Raw genomic sequence first — 16180 nt, 5'->3', positions numbered from 1 at the left:
GGCTTACTCGGCTTTGAGCAGCTCGATTTCCGCCTGACACCAGTCGGCGCCCTTCTCCAGTACCCGCCCCAGGCGGATCTGGAAGCGCTTGCCGCGCGCGCGCATTTCCAGCTCGCGCCCGGCGGTGTAGGAACTGATGGACAGCAGCAGGGTATTCAGCTTCTTGTCCTCGCGCAGCAGCGGCACAAACAGGCCGATTTCGCCACGGTTCCAGATCAGCTCCGCCGGCAGTACCGCATCTGGCGGCACACCATCGGTACGGTGCAGCGATGCCGCCACCGGCCGGTTGGACAATACGTGAATCCCCAGGTAGACACGCTCCGGCTCCGGGCGCTGCAGGCGGCGCACCAGCCCTACCGACCAGGCCGACTCGCCCTTCTCGCGGAAGGTCATCAGTGCGCCCAGTACCACCCACTCGTTGCCATGCGAGGGCAAATTCACGCCGATACCGGTAGCGCTCTTGTTGTCCAGCTCCCAGAACGGAAACGGCGATGGAGCCTGCACCTCGGTATAGATGGATTTTTCCCGCCGCCGGCTGCTGACAAAGCCGTATACCCGGTAGCCTTCCTCCACATCGCCGTCATTCTTCCAGGCAGCGGCGGAGGCCTCATCCTGCTCCCGCACCAGACGATGGATAACCGGCAGACGATGCGCCACCTCCACCTGCTGGAACTCGGTACGCACCCGCTCTGCGCGCTGGTAGATAAAGGGGCGCTCCGCCCATTCCCGCATCAGGAAACGCAGCAGCGAGGTCTCGCTGGCGGTCATCATCAACGGCTTGAGCTCCACCGGCACCACGCCGGAATCGCATACCACTCCCCAGCGGTCCAGCTGCTCGGTAATCTCGGCGGTGTTCCACAAGCGCAGATTGCCATCTGGCAGCTGCTGCCGCACCCGTCCAGGTGCCCGCCCCTGATCCAGGTCCACGGCGAAGCTGGGGTAGCCCTCCGGCTGGCGCTGCAGGGCCGCGCGGTTGGACAGCATCAGGGCCAGCTGGTGCGCCAGTGATATCTGTCTTGCCGACAGGTTACCGCTGCTGACTACCGCCACCAGCAGCAGTGACAGGTAGAGGTCGTGCACCGTGGTAGCCGACTCGCCCTCGAACAGCACCACCGGGCGCGCATCCAGCCCCAGTTTTTCCGCAGCCAGGAACAGCTGATTCACCGACTCCCAGAACACCTTGTCCGGCTGGGCGTGGCGGTAGTACTGCCACAGCGCCAGTTCCGACAGGTAGTGCATGGTACGGGCAATGGCCACCAGCAGCAGCTCGCCCAGCGCCCGGGTTTCCGTTTCATCCAGCGCCAGGAAGCGCCGGTAGGCGGCAATGATCTGGCGATCGTAGCCGGTGATACGCGTACGCAGCTGCTCTTCCATCAGCTTCGGCAGCCGGGCATTCAACAGGTATTGCGCACCAAGTTGCCGGTGCTGCTGCACATTCAGCTCGTCTAGCTTCAACAGCGCGGCCAGCGTGTCCGGGCTCAGGCTCTCACCATGCTGGTTGTATTGTGCAACCAGTTCCGACAGTTTCTGGTGCGTACCGGCACCATTTTCCTGCTGCATCTGCGCATGCCAAGTGGCCGCTGCTGCTGCATCATCCAGCGGCTGGCTTTTTTTCTTGCTGCCAAAAGACAAAAAATCGAGTTTAACCATTTAGCATTATCTCGAATTGCATTTGTAGTGCGCCGGAATGGCTGATTATTAGCTGCCAGTATAGTGCACACGCCTTGCCGTGGTATTCCAAAATAAAACCACCTGTACATATGGCAACCATTCTGCAGACCGGCTTGCCCACACAGGCGTTGCCTGTACTCCTGGCAAATGGCAGCGCCATCTACGAAAAAACCCCTTTCGCATAGCGAAAGGGGTTGCCAGACCAGCACGCCAGGTATGCCCTGACGTTATCGGGTAAATACCGATTTACTTGATCAGCAGGTCATCCAGATTGCGACCGGAGTCCAGCCAGGTTACCACCCACAGCGGCTTGCGGCCGCGACCGGTCCAGGACAGGGAAGCATCGTCCGGATGGCGATACTTGGCATCTACCGGCTTACGGGTACCAGCGGCAACGGTCTTGGTGGATTTGGTAGCCAGTTCCTGAATATCCAGGCCATGGGTGCGAATCAGATCCATAACCTGCTTGGCTGCCTTGGCTTTTTCTTCGCTTTCACGGCGACGAATTTCAGCATCAACGTCGGTGCGCAGCTGCAGCAGGGCTGCAAAATCGAAAGTGGAGAGATCCATTTTTTTCCCTTTGACATACATCAACAATTTAAGATGCTGGAAAATTAGCCAGAAATAACAGTGAAGTCAAGCCGGTTTTGAAACCCTTCACATTTAAATAGATTCTGCCAGAGTATAGGGTAATGGCAATTGCTCCAGCCTGGCGGCCGGATTAGCTGCCAGTTGTACGCCATCTTCCCAGGCGCTGGTCTGCATTACCAGCAGGCATTCATGGCTGCCATCGGGTTTTGCCACCGCCGCCACTACCTTGCCAATTGTCTGCTCGCCGGTACTGGCTGCCTGCAATGCATCCCCAGCAGCCACGCTGCCACCATATACGGCGGCACGATAAAGGCGACGTTTCACCTTGCCCAGATATTGGGTGCGCGCCACGATTTCCTGCCCTGGATAACAGCCTTTTTTGAAGCTGATGCCCCCCAGCAGATCCAGGTTGGCCATTTGCGGTACAAACTCTTCATAAGTTGCCTGCGATACCCACGGCAAGCCGGCCTGAATGAACACCAGTTCCCAGGCTTCGCTACCCACCGCATGCAGGGTTTGCTGCCACTGCTGCAGCCAGAGTGCCGGCTTGGCGCTGAGAATAATGCTGACCTGTGGAGTAATCGCTACGGCTATCTCGTCTGCATGCAGCGACTCGATAACAGGCAAAGTCGAATTACAGGCAGTTGGCCGCATTACCCCCAGCGCCAGCATGGACTCATCCAGGTTTTCAATGGTTACTTTTGCGCGCAGCACAAACATCGACAAACGTTTACGGAATGTTTCCGCAATATCCCGGCGCAGCAACAAATGGAAAATCCCACCGTTGCCACACAGCAGGAAACTGGCCTGCATGCGGCCTTTGGCCGTGGAGTAACTACCCCAGCTTGCCCCTTGCTCGGCTATTGCAGCGACATCGCAGGAAAACTGCCCTTGCAGAAAGGTAACGGCATCATCGCCACTGATGCACAGAATGGAATATTTGCTCAAGCAACTGTATGCCGTGCCTGCGGCAATTGCCGCCAGTTGTTCGGCATAATCCGGCAGATTCAACTCGCCTGCGTCGCTGATGGTGGCCTGATTTTGCGTCAGCCAGTCGGCAATTAATTGCTGCTGCATGTTTGAACCTCTTGCTTTGTCGCCGCTCGCGGCGAAATGTCATGTCGCAGCCGGGCATTCTCGGTACCACAATGCCCGGTACGACCAAATTGGTGTGGCCGCCTGCCACCTCCACGCCGGCAAAAATACCGCCGCACGTCTGTTTTGGCTACGCCTGCCATATTCCACGCCTGCCGTACCGCCAGCCCAGGCGCGAGTTGGCAATATCACCTGCACGGGGCACCTTGAAAAACCGGATTGCCAAGCGAGACAAGGCGCGAACGAAAAACTTGTACGCAGCATACGCTTGATGGGCAATCAGGCATTTTTCGTGAGCACCCTGTAGCGCAGCGAAAGCTGGCGCTGTTCGCGGCACTCCTCAGTCATGGCGCCTGACGGCAATACCGTACATCGGCCCAGCGGCAGCAACCTGGGCAGCCGCCAAATAACAGAGCCGGCACATGGCCGGCTCGTATTCTAGTGAGTCAGGGGCAGGACAAACAGCGGTAGGCAGCAGGGTTATTGCTGGCTTATTTATCGCCGCGCTGATAACTGCGCTGTGCACCGCGTATCGCCTGCAGCGGTGCATTCGATAATCTGGTGGAGGCAAAGTGATTGATCTGCCGGCCAGCACGGCTGGCAATCAGGCAGCCGGACATGCCGGCATCCAGTGGCAGCAGACAAGGGCCGAAGGGCTGTGGCAGCGTGGCCAGATACGCCTGCCACTGCTTTTGCTGCCGCCCCAGCCAGCGCTCGTTCAGCACCTGCAGATCATTGTGCAGATCCGCCGAGGCACGCAACAGCGAGGCGCCGGACGACAGCGAGTTTTCCACTTGCTGCGCCAGTTGCTGCCTATGGGTAGGCAGCATGGGCTGACGCCACAACTGGGTCAGGTAGTCGGAGTTGGCCTCCAGCCAGCGCTGTTGGGCGGCCTGGAACACATCCAGGTACTGCTGCATCACATTGGGCATGGCAACTCCGTGCCGGCTCCGGTCGCTGCGCAACCGGGGGCGGGTTGTGCTTACTGAAAACTGGGGATGCTGATATCCCATACCGGGGCCAGTTCACCTACCAGTGCCTGCAGTACCGGATCACTCACCTTGTCGGCGGCGAACACGAACTGCAGCTCTGCGGTCTTGACCAGGTCCGGCCAGATATCCAGCTCGCCGGCCGCCTGCGCGGCCAACGCTTCTGTTTCGGGCAACAAGGCCAGCCCGACACCGGCTTTTACCAGCTCCATCGAGGTCAGAAAATAGTCACTCTCTGATACTTTCTTCGGGGAGATGTTCAGCTCGCGCCACAATTCGCTGACGATCTTGGACAGGCTGGAAAACTGCGAGATGCCGACCCAGGGCAGCTTGCCCAGCTCCCGAGGCGTGAACTCGGCCACCCGCGCCAGCCAGCCACTAGGCAAGGCAATGCGCAAGCGCATATTGTCCAGCAGCACGGTGTGCACGTTCACGTACGGGTTCTTGCCCAGATAGAAGCCGCCATCCAGCTCTTTCTTGCGCACCGCATTCAGCACGTCGCCGGTCACCCCCTGGTGCAGACAGACTTCCAGCAGCGGGTAGCGCTCGCTCAGTCTTGCCACCCATGGCCCGACACGCAGCACCGATGGCATCAGGGTGATGCCCAGCTGAGCCTTGCCGGTGAGCTGTCCCTTCAGGCTGCGGGCATGGTTGAGCAGGTTCTTGGCCGAAGCCAGGATTTCCTGCGCCTGTGGCAGCAGCTCCTGTCCGGCCCGGGTCAGCACTACGCCGCCGGCGGTACGCTCGAACAAGGGCATGCCGACTTCTTCTTCCACCGCCTTGATCTGGGCGGTAACTGCCGGCTGTGACAAGTGCAATACTTCAGCGGCCTGAGTCAGGTGCCCCAGCTGGGCCACGGTGACAAAGGTTCTCAGCTGATAGATTTCCATCCCGCGTACACCCTCCCGAGTGTGGCCAGCCTGCTATGGCTGGTCGGCAAATTATTGCAGCACATTCTCTACAAGCCCCCGTGTCCCGACAAGGGCGTTGCAGCAATTATCTGGATAAAAATCACTTATGCCAGACATCAACAAAGCAAATGCTCTACTGCAGAATATTGATAAATAAAGAATTTTTCCTTCAGCCTCGCCAAAGCTTATCCGTCGTATCAAAAAAAACGATTAGCCCCTACCAGCAGTGCGCCTTAATTTTCCCAGCACGCGGACACGGTCTCCCGGCCGTTCCCGATGACAAAGGAGGAAACAATGAACGAGGACATCCTGCAACGGGTGCAAGCCAATCCGAAGTTCGCAGAACTGGTACAAAAGAAAACCAGCTTCGGATGGCTGCTCAGCATCATCATGCTGGCAATCTACTACGGCTTCATCCTGGTACTTGCCTTCTCCCCGGCCACTCTGGGTGCGTCGCTGTCTGGCGGCATCACCACTGTTGGCATCCCGGTTGGCGTTGCCATCATCCTGTCCGCCTTCGTGCTGACCGGCATCTATGTGCGTAGGGCCAACAGCGAGTTCGATGAACTCACCCAACAGATCGTTGAGGAGGCAAAGCAATGAACAAATGGCTGAAATTTACAGCTTATGCCGCGCTGGCCGCCCTGCCGGGTCTGGCCATGGCCGCCGGTGCGATTGATGGCGATGTGAAAAAGCAGGCCACCAACTGGACTGCCATCGTGATGTTCCTGATCTTCGTGGGCGCCACGCTGTACATCACCTACTGGGCGGCACGCCGCACCCAGTCCGCTTCCGACTTCTACACTGGCGGCGGTGGCATCACCGGCTTTCAGAACGGTCTGGCCATTGCCGGCGACTACATGTCCGCGGCTTCCTTCCTCGGGATTTCCGCCATGGTGTTCGAGAAGGGCTACGACGGCCTGATCTACTCCATGGGCTTCCTGGTGGGCTGGCCCATCATCCTGTTCCTGGTAGCAGAACGCCTGCGCAACCTCGGCAAGTTCACCTTCGCTGACGTAGCATCCTACCGCCTGCAGCAGGGCCCGGTGCGCACCTTTGCCGCCACCGGCACCCTGGTGGTGGTAGCGCTGTACCTGATCGCGCAGATGGTTGGTGCCGGCAAGCTGATCCAGCTGCTGTTCGGCCTGGACTACGGTGTGGCCGTGGTACTGGTAGGCGTGCTGATGGTGATGTACGTGATGTTCGGCGGCATGCTGGCCACCACCTGGGTACAGATCATCAAGGCGGTAATCCTGCTGTCCGGCGCATCCTTCATGGCCTTCATGGTGCTGGCATCGGTTGGTTTCAGCCCGGAAGTGATGTTCCAGAAAGCCACCGAGCTGCATGCCAAGGGCGCTGCCATCATGGCTCCGGGCAAGGCTGATCCGATCGACTCGATCTCCCTGGGCCTGGCGCTGATGTTCGGTACTGCCGGTCTGCCGCACATCCTGATGCGCTTCTTCACCGTGTCCAACGCCAAGGAAGCCCGCAAGTCGGTGTTCTTCGCCACCGGTTTCATCGGCTACTTCTACATCCTGACCTTCGTGATCGGCTTCGGCGCCATCATGCTGGTGCTGAACCAGCCGGGCCTGATGGAAACCATCACCAAGAACGGCAAGGAAGTCACCCAGCTGGTAGGCGGCAACAACATGGCTGCGATTCACCTGGCCCACGTGGTAGGCGGTGACGTGTTCTACGGCTTCATCTCCGCCGTGGCCTTCGCCACCATCCTGGCAGTGGTAGCTGGCCTGGCGCTGTCCGGCGCTTCCGCGGTATCGCACGACCTGTACGCTTCGGTAATCAAGAAGGGCAAGGCCGACGAGAAGAGCGAAATGCGCGTTTCCAAGATCACCACCCTGTGCCTGGGCGTGCTCGCCATCGTGCTGGGCCTGGTGTTCGAGAAGCAGAACATCGCCTTCATGGTAGGTCTGGCATTCTCCATCGCCGCCTCCGCCAACTTCCCGGTACTGTTCCTGTCCATGTTCTGGAAAGGTCTGACCACCCGTGGCGCGGTAATCGGTGGCTTCATCGGCCTGGCTTCCGCAGTAGGCCTGATCATCCTTGGCCCGACCGTGTGGGTGGATGTGCTGAAGCATGAAGCAGCCATCTTCCCGTACAAGAACCCGGCGCTGTTCTCCATGACCCTGGCCTTCTTCTTCACCTGGCTGTTCTCGGTACTGGATACCTCCAAGGCCGCAGCAGAAGAAAAAGCCAAATTCGAAGCACAGTTTGTTCGCTCCATGACCGGTATCGGTGCCACCGGCGCGTCCAAGCACTAAGCATCAAGCAAGACTCACGCAGCAAATGGCCGCACCGTGCGCGGTGCGGCCAACCAAGAAAGAAACAAAGGAGCCATGTATGTCTACCCTCGAATCGATCCTCAAGGAAACCCGCAGCTTCCCGCCTAGCGAAGAGTTCCGCCGCAAGGCCACCATCTCCGGCATGGACGCCTACAACGCGCTGTGCGAGCAGGCTGACGACCACTACCTGTCCTTCTGGGGTGACCTGGCTCGTGAACTGATTACCTGGAAAAAGCCGTTCAGCCGCGTGCTGGACGACAGCAATGCGCCGTTCTTCAAGTGGTTCGACGACGGTATGCTGAACGTGTCCTACAACTGCCTGGACCGCCACCTGGCGGAAAACGGCAACAAGATTGCACTGATTTTCGAAGCTGACGACGGTGAAGTCACCCGCGTAACCTACGCCGAGCTGCATCGCCGCGTATGCCAATTTGCCAACGGCCTGAAAGGCCTGGGCATCGAAAAAGGCGACCGCGTGGTGATCTACATGCCGATGGTGATCGAAGCCATCGTTGCCATGCAGGCCTGCGCCCGTATCGGCGCCATCCACTCGGTGGTATTCGGCGGCTTCTCCGCCGGCGCCGTGCGCGACCGTATCCAGGATGCCGGCGCCAAGCTGGTGATTACCGCCAATGAAGGCCTGCGCGGCGGCAAGCGTGTGGCGCTGAAGGCTACCGTGGATGAAGCGCTGGCACTGGAAGGCTGCGAATCGGTACAGAACGTGGTGGTTTACCAGCGCACCAATGGCGGCGCCGAATGGATCGAAGGCCGCGACATCTGGTGGCACAAACTGATCGAAGGCCAGGCCGAGTACTGCGAACCGGAATGGATGAATGCCGAAGATCCACTGTTCATCCTCTACACCTCCGGCTCCACCGGCAAGCCCAAGGGCATCCAGCACAGCACCGCAGGCTACCTGCTGGGTGCGGCCAACAGCTTCCGCTGGGTGTTCGACTACAAACCGAATGATGTGTACTGGTGCACCGCCGACGTGGGCTGGATCACCGGTCACTCCTATATCTGCTACGGCCCGCTGGCCAATGGCGCCACCCAGATCGTGTTCGAAGGCGTGCCGACCTACCCGGATGCCAGCCGTTTCTGGAGCATGATCGAGAAGCACAAGGTTTCCATCTTCTACACCGCGCCTACCGCCATCCGTTCGCTGATCAAGCTGGGCGCCGACCTGCCCAAGCAGTACGACCTGTCCAGCCTGCGCCTGCTTGGCACCGTGGGCGAGCCGATCAACCCGGAAGCCTGGATGTGGTACTACGAAGTGGTAGGCGGTGGCCGCTGCCCGATCGTGGATACCTGGTGGCAGACCGAAACCGGCTCCATCCAGATCTCCCCTACCCCGGGCGCGGTGGCAACCAAGCCGGGCTCCTGCACCCTGCCGCTGCCGGGCATCATGGCCGATATCGTGGATGAATCCGGCGCGCCGGTGGAACCGGGCCGCGGTGGTTTCCTGGTGATCAAGAAGCCGTTCCCGTCGCTGGTACGCACCATCTGGAACGATCCGGAACGCTTCAAGAAGACCTACTTCCCGGACGAATTCAACGGCCAGTACTACCTGGCCGGCGACTCCGCCAACCGTGACGAAAGCGGCTACTTTTGGATCATGGGCCGTATCGATGACGTACTGAACGTGTCCGGCCACCGCCTGGGCACCATGGAAATCGAATCGGCACTGGTGGCCAACCCGCTGGTGGCGGAAGCCGCCGTGGTGGGCAAGCCGCACGATGTGAAGGGCGAAGCCGTGGTGGCCTTCGTGGTGCTGAAGGGCGCCCGCCCGGAAGGCGATGAAGCCAAGAAGATCGCCGCCGAGCTGAAGAACTGGGTAGCGCACGAGATCGGCAAGATCGCCCAGCCGGACGACATCCGCTTTGGCGAGAACCTGCCCAAGACCCGCTCCGGCAAGATCATGCGCCGCCTGCTGCGCTCCATCGCCAAAGGCGAGGAGATCACCCAGGACGTTTCCACCCTGGAAAACCCGCACATCCTGCAGCAGCTGCAACAGGCCGCGGTGTAATTGCCAGGCCCGTCAGCCTAGGATGACGGGCCGGCAGGTCAAACCCGCAGCGGCGGGCGCCCCCCCAGGCAGACAGCCCGCCGCCGCAGTACCGAGTAGTACCCTGCTGAAGTAAGTTGTATCCGTAACCCTGTTCCGCCACATGCGTGCTGCAATCACCATGTGGCATTTTTTTGTCTTTCGCAGCCGCACCGTCATGCGGCCAACCCTGCCCTGCCGGCAGCAAGGTTGAAGCGACCGAGACGAACACGGATAATCCCGCGATTCTCCGCTGGCAATGGCATCGATGGACTTTTCGCATTACCTGCTGATTCTGGTCAGCACCGTGCTGGTCAACAACGTGGTGCTGGTACGCATCCTGGGCCTGTGCCCGTTCATGGGGGTTTCCAAGAAACTGGAAGCCTCCATCGGCATGGGCGCCGCCACTACCTTCGTGCTGACCCTGGGCGCCGGCAGCAGCCACCTGATCAACCTGCTGCTCACCGTCGCCGGGTTGGAATACCTGCGCACACTGTCCTTCATCGTGGTGATTGCCGGCATCGTGCAGTTCACCGAGATGGTGATCCACAAGACCAGCCCGGTGCTGTACCAGGTGCTAGGCATCTACCTGCCGCTGATCACCACCAATTGCGCGGTGCTGGGCATTCCGCTGCTGAACGCACAGGAAGGCCACAGCTTTGCCGAATCGCTGGTATTCGGCTTTGGCAGCGCGCTGGGCTTTTCGCTGATCCTGATCCTGTTCAGCGCCATGCGCGAACGGCTGGAAGGCGCCGATGTGCCGGAGGCGTTCAAGGGCACGCCGATCGCACTGGTGACCGCCGCGCTGATGAGCCTGGCCTTCATGGGTTTTGGAGGGCTGGTGAAATGAGCGCGCTGCTGCTTGCCGTAATCGTGATGGTGGCGCTGGCGCTGCTGCTGGGCGCGGTGCTGGGCTTTGCCTCGGTGCGCTTCCGCGTGCAGGGCGACCCGCTGGCGGACAAGATCGACGCCATCCTGCCGCAAACCCAATGCGGCCAGTGCGGTCACCCTGGCTGCCGCCCCTATGCCGAAGCCATCGCCAGCGGCAGTGAGGACATCAACAAATGCCCGCCGGGCGGCGAGGACGGCATCAGGAAGCTGGCCGAGCTGCTGGGCGTGGAGTTCAAGCCGTTTGCCGCCGATGCGCCGCAGCCCAAGCCCAAGTCAGTGGCGCTGATCGACGAGGCCACCTGTATCGGCTGTACGCTGTGCATCCAGGCCTGCCCGGTGGATGCCATTCTCGGCTCGGCCAAGATGATGCACACCATCCTCGCCAGCGAATGCACCGGCTGCGAGCTGTGCATTGCCCCCTGTCCGGTGGACTGCATCCGCATGATCCCGGTCGGTACCGACCTGACCAACTGGAAATGGCGCTACCCCACCATTCCGATCAAGGCGCTGAAGTCCACCCCGGAGGCGCGGCCATGAGCCAGCTGTTCGACTTCCACGGTGGCATCCACCCACCCGAGAACAAGCAGCAGTCCAGCGGTACGCCGATCCGCCAGCTACCGCTGCCGCCCTTGCTGCATATCGCGCTGGCGCAAAGCGTGGGCAATGCCGCCCTGCCCTGCGTGCAGCCCGGGCAGCAAGTGCTGAAGGGCCAGTGCATCGCCGAGCCGGATGGCCGGCTATCCGCCGCCGTGCACGCGCCCACTTCCGGCACCGTGCTGGCCATCGGCGAACATGCCTTTGCGCACCCTTCCGGCCTGTCCGCCCCTTGCATCACCCTGCAGCCGGATGGCCGTGATGCCTGGCAGCCACGCCACGGCCTGCCGCACTGGCGCGAAGCCGCCGGCAGCGAGCTGCGCGACTTCCTGCAGCAGATGGGCGTGGTAGGACTGGGCGGCGCGGTGTTTCCCACCCACCTCAAGCTGGCCGCCAGCGGCCTGCAGACCCTGGTGGTGAACGGTGCCGAGTGCGAGCCTTACATCAGCTGCGACGACCGCCTGATGCAGGAACGCGCCGCCGACATCGTCGCCGGCATCGGCATTGCCGCTCATGCGCTGCAGGCCGGCGAGGTGCTGATCGGCATCGAAGACAACAAACCGCAGGCAATTGCCGCCATGCAGGCCGCCTGTCAGGGCCTGCCCTGGCGCGTGGTGGCCATCCCCACCAAATACCCCAGCGGCGGCGCCAAGCAGCTGATCCGCATCCTCACCGGCAAGGAAGTGCCGCACGGTACCCGCGCCACCGAAATGGGCGTGCAGTGCCTGAACGTGGGCACGCTGTACGCCATCGCCCGCGCCGTGCTGCACGGTGAGCCGCTGCTCAGCCGTATCGTCACGCTGACCGGCGCGGTGGCCAGCCCCGGCAATGTGGAGGCGCTGATCGGCAGCCCGCTGGCCTGGCTGCTGCAACAGGCCGGCCAGCGGCAGGACAGCAGCGATGTGATCATGGGCGGCCCGATGATGGGCTTTACCGTGCCCAACCTGGCCGCCGGGCTGAGCAAGGCCGGCAACTGCCTGATTGCCAAGGCTGCCGCCGAATTTCCGCCACGCCCGCCGGCCATGCCCTGCATTCGCTGCGGCGAGTGCGCCAGTGCCTGCCCGGTGGAACTGCAGCCGATGGACCTGTACTGGTTCGCCAAGGCCAAGAATCTGGGTAAGGCGCAGGAATGGCATCCGTTCGACTGCATCGAATGCGGCGCCTGCAGCTATGTCTGCCCCAGCCAGATACCGCTGGTGGACTACTACCGCTTTGCCAAGAGCGAGATCTGGGCCGCCGAGCGCGACAAGAAAGCCGCCGAGCTGGCGCGTCGCCGCCACGAGTTCCGCCAGTTCCGCATCGAACGCGACAAGTCGGAGAAAGCCGAACGCCTGGCCGCCCGCGCCGCCGAGCAGGCCGCCAAGCTGAATGCCAGCCCGGTGGTCAGCGCCAGCCCGGCTGCGGACGACCCGAAGCAGGCCATCATCGCCGCCGCCATGGCCCGCGCCGCCGCCCAGCAGGCCAGCAACCCGCTGCCGGACAGCCACAGCCAGGCGCTGGACGATGCCAAGCAGGCAGCGATCAAGGCGGCAATGGAACGTGCCGCCGCACGCAAGGCCGCGGCGCAGCCAGCCGACGGCCCGGCTGCGGCCAAGCCACCAGCGCAAACCGGCATGGACGACGCCAAGCAGGCCGCTATCAAGGCGGCAATGGAACGCGCCGCCACGCGCAAGGCGGCCGCGCAGCCAGCCGACAGCCCGGCTGCGGCCAAGCCGCCAGCGCAAATCGGCATGGACGACACCAAACAAGCCGCCATCCAGGCAGCAATGGAACGCGCCGCCGCACGCAAGGCCGCTGCGCAGCCAGCCGACGGCCCGGCTGCGGCCAACCCGCCAGCACAAACCGGCATAGACGACACCAAACAAGCCGCCATCCAGGCAGCAATGGAACGCACCGCCGCGCGCAAGGCCGCTGCGCAGTCAGCAGACGGCCCGGCTGCGGCCAAGCCGCCAGCGCAAATCGGCATGGACGACACCAAACAAGCTGCCATCCAGGCAGCAATGGAACGCGCCGCCGCGCGCAAGGCGGCTGCGCAGCAGGCGCCATCACAGACTTCGCAAGACCCGAAACCATGAGTCAACACGCCACCCACATTGCCAAACCCGCCACCGTATCCACGGTGATGCTCAAGGTGTTGGCCGCATTGCTGCCCGGCATTGCACTGGCGGTGTACTGCAACGGCATCGGCGTGCTGCTACAGCTCGGCCTGGCCACCGTCACCGCGCTGGCGGCGGAAGCCGCCATGCTGCGGCTGCGCGGCGTACCGGTAGCACCGTTCCTGAAAGACCTGTCCGCCGTGGTTACCGCCTGGCTGCTGGCGCTGGCCATGCCGCCGCTGGGCGCCTGGTGGCTGATCGTGGTGGCCACGCTGTTTGCCATCGTGGTGGCCAAGCAGCTGTATGGCGGGCTGGGCAATAACCCGTTCAATCCGGCCATGGTGGGCTTTGCCGTGGCCATCATCTCGTTTCCGGCGCAGATGGCCGCCTGGGGCAGCCCGCTGGCGCCACTGGATGCCGCTGCCCAGCTGCAGTGGATCTTCACCCACAGCTTGCCAAGCGGCAGCACGCTGGACGCGATCTCCAGCGCCACGCCGCTGGACCTGCTCAAGACCGGGCTGCTGCAGGGCGGCCAGGATGCGGTCAGCCTGCAAAGCGGTGCGCGCTTTGGCCAGTGGGGCAATGCCGGCGGCGAATGGATCGCGCTGGGCTGGCTGGCCGGCGGCCTGTGGCTGTGGCAGCAGAAGCTGATTCCGTGGCAGACACCGCTGGCGATGCTGGCCGGTGTCTGCGCCACTGCCGGCGCGCTGTGGCTGGCCGAGCCGGCACTGTATGCCAGTCCGCTGTTCCACCTGGTCAATGGCGCCACCCTGCTGGCGGCAGTGTTTATCGTTACCGACCCGGTATCCGGCGCCACCACGCCGCTGGGCCGGCTGATCTTCGGCCTGCTGGTGGGGGTGCTGACGGTGCTGATCCGCGTGTTCGGCGGCTTTCCGGATGCGGTGGCCTTCGCGGTGCTGATCATGAACATCGCCGTGCCGTTCATCGACCAATACACCCAGCCGCGGGTATTCGGCCACAAGGGAGGCCGCCGTGCGTAATGCCCCGCAACAGGCGCGGCGCAGCGCGCTGATCCTGGCCAGCTTCGCCGCCATCATCACCCTGCTGCTGGCGGGCACCTGGCTGGCCACGCGCCAGCGGGTGGAGGCCAACCATGCTGCCACGCGTGCCGCATTGCTGGCGCAGGCGCTGCCGGCGGCCTTGTTCGACAACGACCTGGCAGCCAGCGCCCAGCCGCTGCCAGAGGCCGCCGCACAGTACCTGAATGCCCGCCCTGCGGCCCAGGTCTACCTGGCGCGCAAGGCTGGACAGCCCAGCGGCATGGTGTTCGAAGCCGCCGCGCCCAATGGCTACGGCGGCCGCATCGAGCTACTGGTGGGCATTGCCGCCAATGGCAAGGTGCAGGGCGTGCGCGTGCTCGGCCACAAGGAAACCCCGGGCCTGGGCGATTACATCGACCTGGCGGTCAGCGACTGGGCACGGCAGTTCACCGGCCGCGACAGCAAGGCCGATAACAGAGCCTGGCGCGTGAAAAAGGATGGCGGCGAGCTGGACTACGTCAGCGGCGCCACCATCTCCGCCCGCGCGGTGGCCGCCGCGGTTGGCCGCGTGGCCGCCTACTACCGCGACCACCGCCAGGCACTGCTGCAAGGAACACCATGAGCAACTGGAAAGACATCGCCCGCAACGGCCTGTGGCAGCAGAACCCCGGCCTGGTGCAGCTGTTGGGACTGTGCCCGGTGCTGGCCATCAGCAACAACGTGGTCAACGCGCTGGCACTGGGGCTGGCCACCACGCTGGTTACCGCGCTGTCCGGCGCGGCCGTGGCCAGCGTGCGCCACCTGGTGCCGAACGAAATCCGCAACCCGATCTTCATCATGATCATCGCCGCGCTGGTCACCTGCGTGGACCTGGCAATGAATGCCTGGCTGCACGAGCTGTACCTGGTGCTGGGCATCTTCATTCCGCTGATCACCACCAACTGCATCGTGATGGCGCGCGCCGAGGCCTTTGCCGCCCGCAACGGCGTGCGCGAGGCGCTGCTGGATGGTGCCATGATGGGCCTGGGCCTGACCGTGGTGCTGGTGGCGCTGGGCGCGCTGCGCGAGCTGGCCGGCAAGGGCACGCTGCTGGCCGGTGCCGACAAGCTGTTCGGCACCGCCGGCCACGCCCTGACACTGCAGCTGACACCGGATGGCTACCAGTTCCTGCTGGCGCTGCTGCCACCGGGCGCCTTCCTCGGCCTGGCCTTGCTGATTGCCGCCAAGAACGCACTGGATGCCCGCCAGCGCCGCCTCGCCGCCGCCGCGGCCAACCCTTCCGTGCTCGCCGCCACCGAAACATGAACGCCGCCAAACGCCTGCAGATCTTCGAGCGCCTGAAGGCGCACAACCCGCACCCCACCACCGAACTGGAATACGCCAGCCCGTTTCAGCTGCTGATCGCCGTGCTGCTGTCGGCGCAGGCCACCGACGTGGGCGTCAACAAGGCCACCCGCGTGCTGTTCCAGGTAGCTCCCACCGCGCGCGCCATGCTGGCGCTGGGCGAGGAAGGCGTGAGCGATTACATCAAGACCATCGGCCTGTTCCGCACCAAGGCAAAAAACACGGTAGCCACCTGCCGCATCCTGGTGGAGCAGTACGACGGCGAAGTACCGCAAACCCGCGAGGCGCTGGAAGCGCTGCCCGGCGTTGGCCGCAAGACCGCCAACGTGGTGCTGAACACTGCCTTCGGCCAGCCCACCATCGCGGTGGACACCCATATCTTCCGCGTGGCCAACCGCACCCGCATCGCTCCGGGAAAAGACGTGCGCGAGGTGGAGGACAAACTGTTACGTTTCGTACCCGCCGAATACAAACTGGATGCCCACCACTGGCTTATCCTGCACGGGCGCTATGTCTGCAAGGCGCGCAAGCCGGAGTGCGAGCGCTGCGTGATTGTCGATCTGTGCGAATTCCCGGCAAAAACCGTATGATGCTCGCTAGTGGTTGATTTACCGGCATTTGCCGCCACCTCAGCAGCAAATGCCCCGGGCAGC

Annotated in this window: 15 protein-coding genes; 10 read left to right on the top strand and 5 right to left on the bottom strand. The window is 62.8% G+C overall.

Features of this window, described 5'->3' with window-relative positions; all coding sequences use genetic code 11:
- Nucleotides 1-3 precede the first annotated feature (3 nt).
- The 5 genes from ACFOKJ_RS05885 to ACFOKJ_RS05865 form a co-directional block, all read right to left on the bottom strand.
- Nucleotides 4-1560: a hypothetical protein gene (locus ACFOKJ_RS05885; protein WP_390277439.1), complete on the bottom strand. Its 1557-nt coding sequence runs from the start codon at nt 1558-1560 to the stop codon at nt 4-6.
- A gap of 357 nt (nt 1561-1917) precedes the next feature.
- The gene (locus ACFOKJ_RS05880) at nt 1918-2241 is read right to left on the bottom strand and encodes an H-NS histone family protein (protein WP_390277438.1); all 324 of its coding nucleotides are present in this window, start codon (nt 2239-2241) and stop codon (nt 1918-1920) included.
- A gap of 93 nt (nt 2242-2334) precedes the next feature.
- Nucleotides 2335-3339 carry a CAF17-like 4Fe-4S cluster assembly/insertion protein YgfZ gene (gene ygfZ, locus ACFOKJ_RS05875; RefSeq protein WP_390277436.1) on the bottom strand — a complete coding sequence of 335 codons (1005 nt, stop codon included), beginning with the start codon at nt 3337-3339 and terminating at the stop codon, nt 2335-2337.
- Nucleotides 3340-3848: 509 nt separating this feature from the next.
- Nucleotides 3849-4289, bottom strand: a complete 441-nt coding sequence (locus ACFOKJ_RS05870; RefSeq protein WP_390277434.1) for a hypothetical protein — start codon at nt 4287-4289, stop codon at nt 3849-3851.
- A gap of 50 nt (nt 4290-4339) precedes the next feature.
- The gene (locus ACFOKJ_RS05865) at nt 4340-5236 is read right to left on the bottom strand and encodes a LysR family transcriptional regulator (RefSeq protein WP_390277432.1); all 897 of its coding nucleotides are present in this window, start codon (nt 5234-5236) and stop codon (nt 4340-4342) included.
- 315 nt (nt 5237-5551) lie between these two features.
- On the opposite strand from ACFOKJ_RS05865, the gene ACFOKJ_RS05860 reads away from it, so the two are divergent.
- The 10 genes from ACFOKJ_RS05860 (at nt 5552) to nth (ending at nt 16117) form a co-directional block, all read left to right on the top strand.
- Entirely contained in the window at nt 5552-5860 is a 309-nt protein-coding gene (locus tag ACFOKJ_RS05860; protein ID WP_390277430.1) for a DUF485 domain-containing protein, read from the top strand.
- Nucleotides 5857-7536, top strand: a complete 1680-nt coding sequence (locus ACFOKJ_RS05855) for a cation acetate symporter (RefSeq protein WP_390277427.1) — start codon at nt 5857-5859, stop codon at nt 7534-7536. Before ACFOKJ_RS05860 ends, ACFOKJ_RS05855 begins: the two co-directional genes overlap by 4 nt.
- Nucleotides 7537-7615: 79 nt before the next feature.
- A complete protein-coding gene (gene acs / locus ACFOKJ_RS05850) occupies nt 7616-9583 on the top strand; it encodes an acetate--CoA ligase (protein WP_390277424.1) in 1968 nt (655 codons plus the stop codon).
- 286 nt (nt 9584-9869) lie between these two features.
- Nucleotides 9870-10451 carry an electron transport complex subunit RsxA gene (gene rsxA, locus ACFOKJ_RS05845; RefSeq protein WP_390277422.1) on the top strand — a complete coding sequence of 194 codons (582 nt, stop codon included), beginning with the start codon at nt 9870-9872 and terminating at the stop codon, nt 10449-10451.
- Complete coding sequence (rsxB, locus tag ACFOKJ_RS05840) at nt 10448-11029, top strand: electron transport complex subunit RsxB (protein WP_390277420.1); 582 nt, start codon at nt 10448-10450, stop codon at nt 11027-11029. Before rsxA ends, rsxB begins: the two co-directional genes overlap by 4 nt.
- Nucleotides 11026-13161, top strand: coding sequence for an electron transport complex subunit RsxC (gene rsxC / locus ACFOKJ_RS05835; RefSeq protein WP_390277418.1), 2136 nt, complete (start codon nt 11026-11028; stop codon nt 13159-13161). The genes rsxB and rsxC overlap by 4 nt, the downstream gene beginning before the upstream one ends.
- Nucleotides 13158-14183: an RnfABCDGE type electron transport complex subunit D gene (locus tag ACFOKJ_RS05830; RefSeq protein WP_390277416.1), complete on the top strand. Its 1026-nt coding sequence runs from the start codon at nt 13158-13160 to the stop codon at nt 14181-14183. The genes rsxC and ACFOKJ_RS05830 overlap by 4 nt, the downstream gene beginning before the upstream one ends.
- Nucleotides 14176-14805, top strand: a complete 630-nt coding sequence (gene rsxG, locus ACFOKJ_RS05825; RefSeq protein ID WP_390277415.1) for an electron transport complex subunit RsxG — start codon at nt 14176-14178, stop codon at nt 14803-14805. The genes ACFOKJ_RS05830 and rsxG overlap by 8 nt, the downstream gene beginning before the upstream one ends.
- The gene (locus ACFOKJ_RS05820; RefSeq protein WP_390277413.1) at nt 14802-15488 is read left to right on the top strand and encodes an electron transport complex subunit E; all 687 of its coding nucleotides are present in this window, start codon (nt 14802-14804) and stop codon (nt 15486-15488) included. The genes rsxG and ACFOKJ_RS05820 overlap by 4 nt, the downstream gene beginning before the upstream one ends.
- The gene (nth, locus tag ACFOKJ_RS05815; RefSeq protein ID WP_390277411.1) at nt 15485-16117 is read left to right on the top strand and encodes an endonuclease III; all 633 of its coding nucleotides are present in this window, start codon (nt 15485-15487) and stop codon (nt 16115-16117) included. The genes ACFOKJ_RS05820 and nth overlap by 4 nt, the downstream gene beginning before the upstream one ends.
- Nucleotides 16118-16180: the final 63 nt, after the last annotated feature.

The organism is Vogesella amnigena (assembly GCF_042648905.1).
Classification (GTDB): Bacteria; Pseudomonadota; Gammaproteobacteria; order Burkholderiales; family Chromobacteriaceae; genus Vogesella; species Vogesella amnigena.
The sequence above is the reverse complement of the archived record's forward strand: the minus strand, read 5'-3'. Positions and strand labels throughout refer to the sequence as shown.

Coding starts and splice junctions, on each gene's coding strand:
- ACFOKJ_RS05865 (WP_390277432.1), bottom strand. CDS start 5,236: ATGGAAATCTATCAGCTGAGAACCTTTGTCACCGTGGCCCAGCTGGGG.
- ACFOKJ_RS05885 (WP_390277439.1), bottom strand. CDS start 1,560: ATGCAGCAGGAAAATGGTGCCGGTACGCACCAGAAACTGTCGGAACTG.
- acs (WP_390277424.1), top strand. CDS start 7,616: ATGTCTACCCTCGAATCGATCCTCAAGGAAACCCGCAGCTTCCCGCCT.
- rsxB (WP_390277420.1), top strand. CDS start 10,448: ATGAGCGCGCTGCTGCTTGCCGTAATCGTGATGGTGGCGCTGGCGCTG.
- ACFOKJ_RS05820 (WP_390277413.1), top strand. CDS start 14,802: ATGAGCAACTGGAAAGACATCGCCCGCAACGGCCTGTGGCAGCAGAAC.
- ACFOKJ_RS05880 (WP_390277438.1), bottom strand. CDS start 2,241: ATGGATCTCTCCACTTTCGATTTTGCAGCCCTGCTGCAGCTGCGCACC.
- rsxC (WP_390277418.1), top strand. CDS start 11,026: ATGAGCCAGCTGTTCGACTTCCACGGTGGCATCCACCCACCCGAGAAC.
- ygfZ (WP_390277436.1), bottom strand. CDS start 3,339: ATGCAGCAGCAATTAATTGCCGACTGGCTGACGCAAAATCAGGCCACC.
- ACFOKJ_RS05870 (WP_390277434.1), bottom strand. CDS start 4,289: ATGCCCAATGTGATGCAGCAGTACCTGGATGTGTTCCAGGCCGCCCAA.
- rsxA (WP_390277422.1), top strand. CDS start 9,870: ATGGACTTTTCGCATTACCTGCTGATTCTGGTCAGCACCGTGCTGGTC.
- ACFOKJ_RS05830 (WP_390277416.1), top strand. CDS start 13,158: ATGAGTCAACACGCCACCCACATTGCCAAACCCGCCACCGTATCCACG.
- ACFOKJ_RS05860 (WP_390277430.1), top strand. CDS start 5,552: ATGAACGAGGACATCCTGCAACGGGTGCAAGCCAATCCGAAGTTCGCA.
- nth (WP_390277411.1), top strand. CDS start 15,485: ATGAACGCCGCCAAACGCCTGCAGATCTTCGAGCGCCTGAAGGCGCAC.
- ACFOKJ_RS05855 (WP_390277427.1), top strand. CDS start 5,857: ATGAACAAATGGCTGAAATTTACAGCTTATGCCGCGCTGGCCGCCCTG.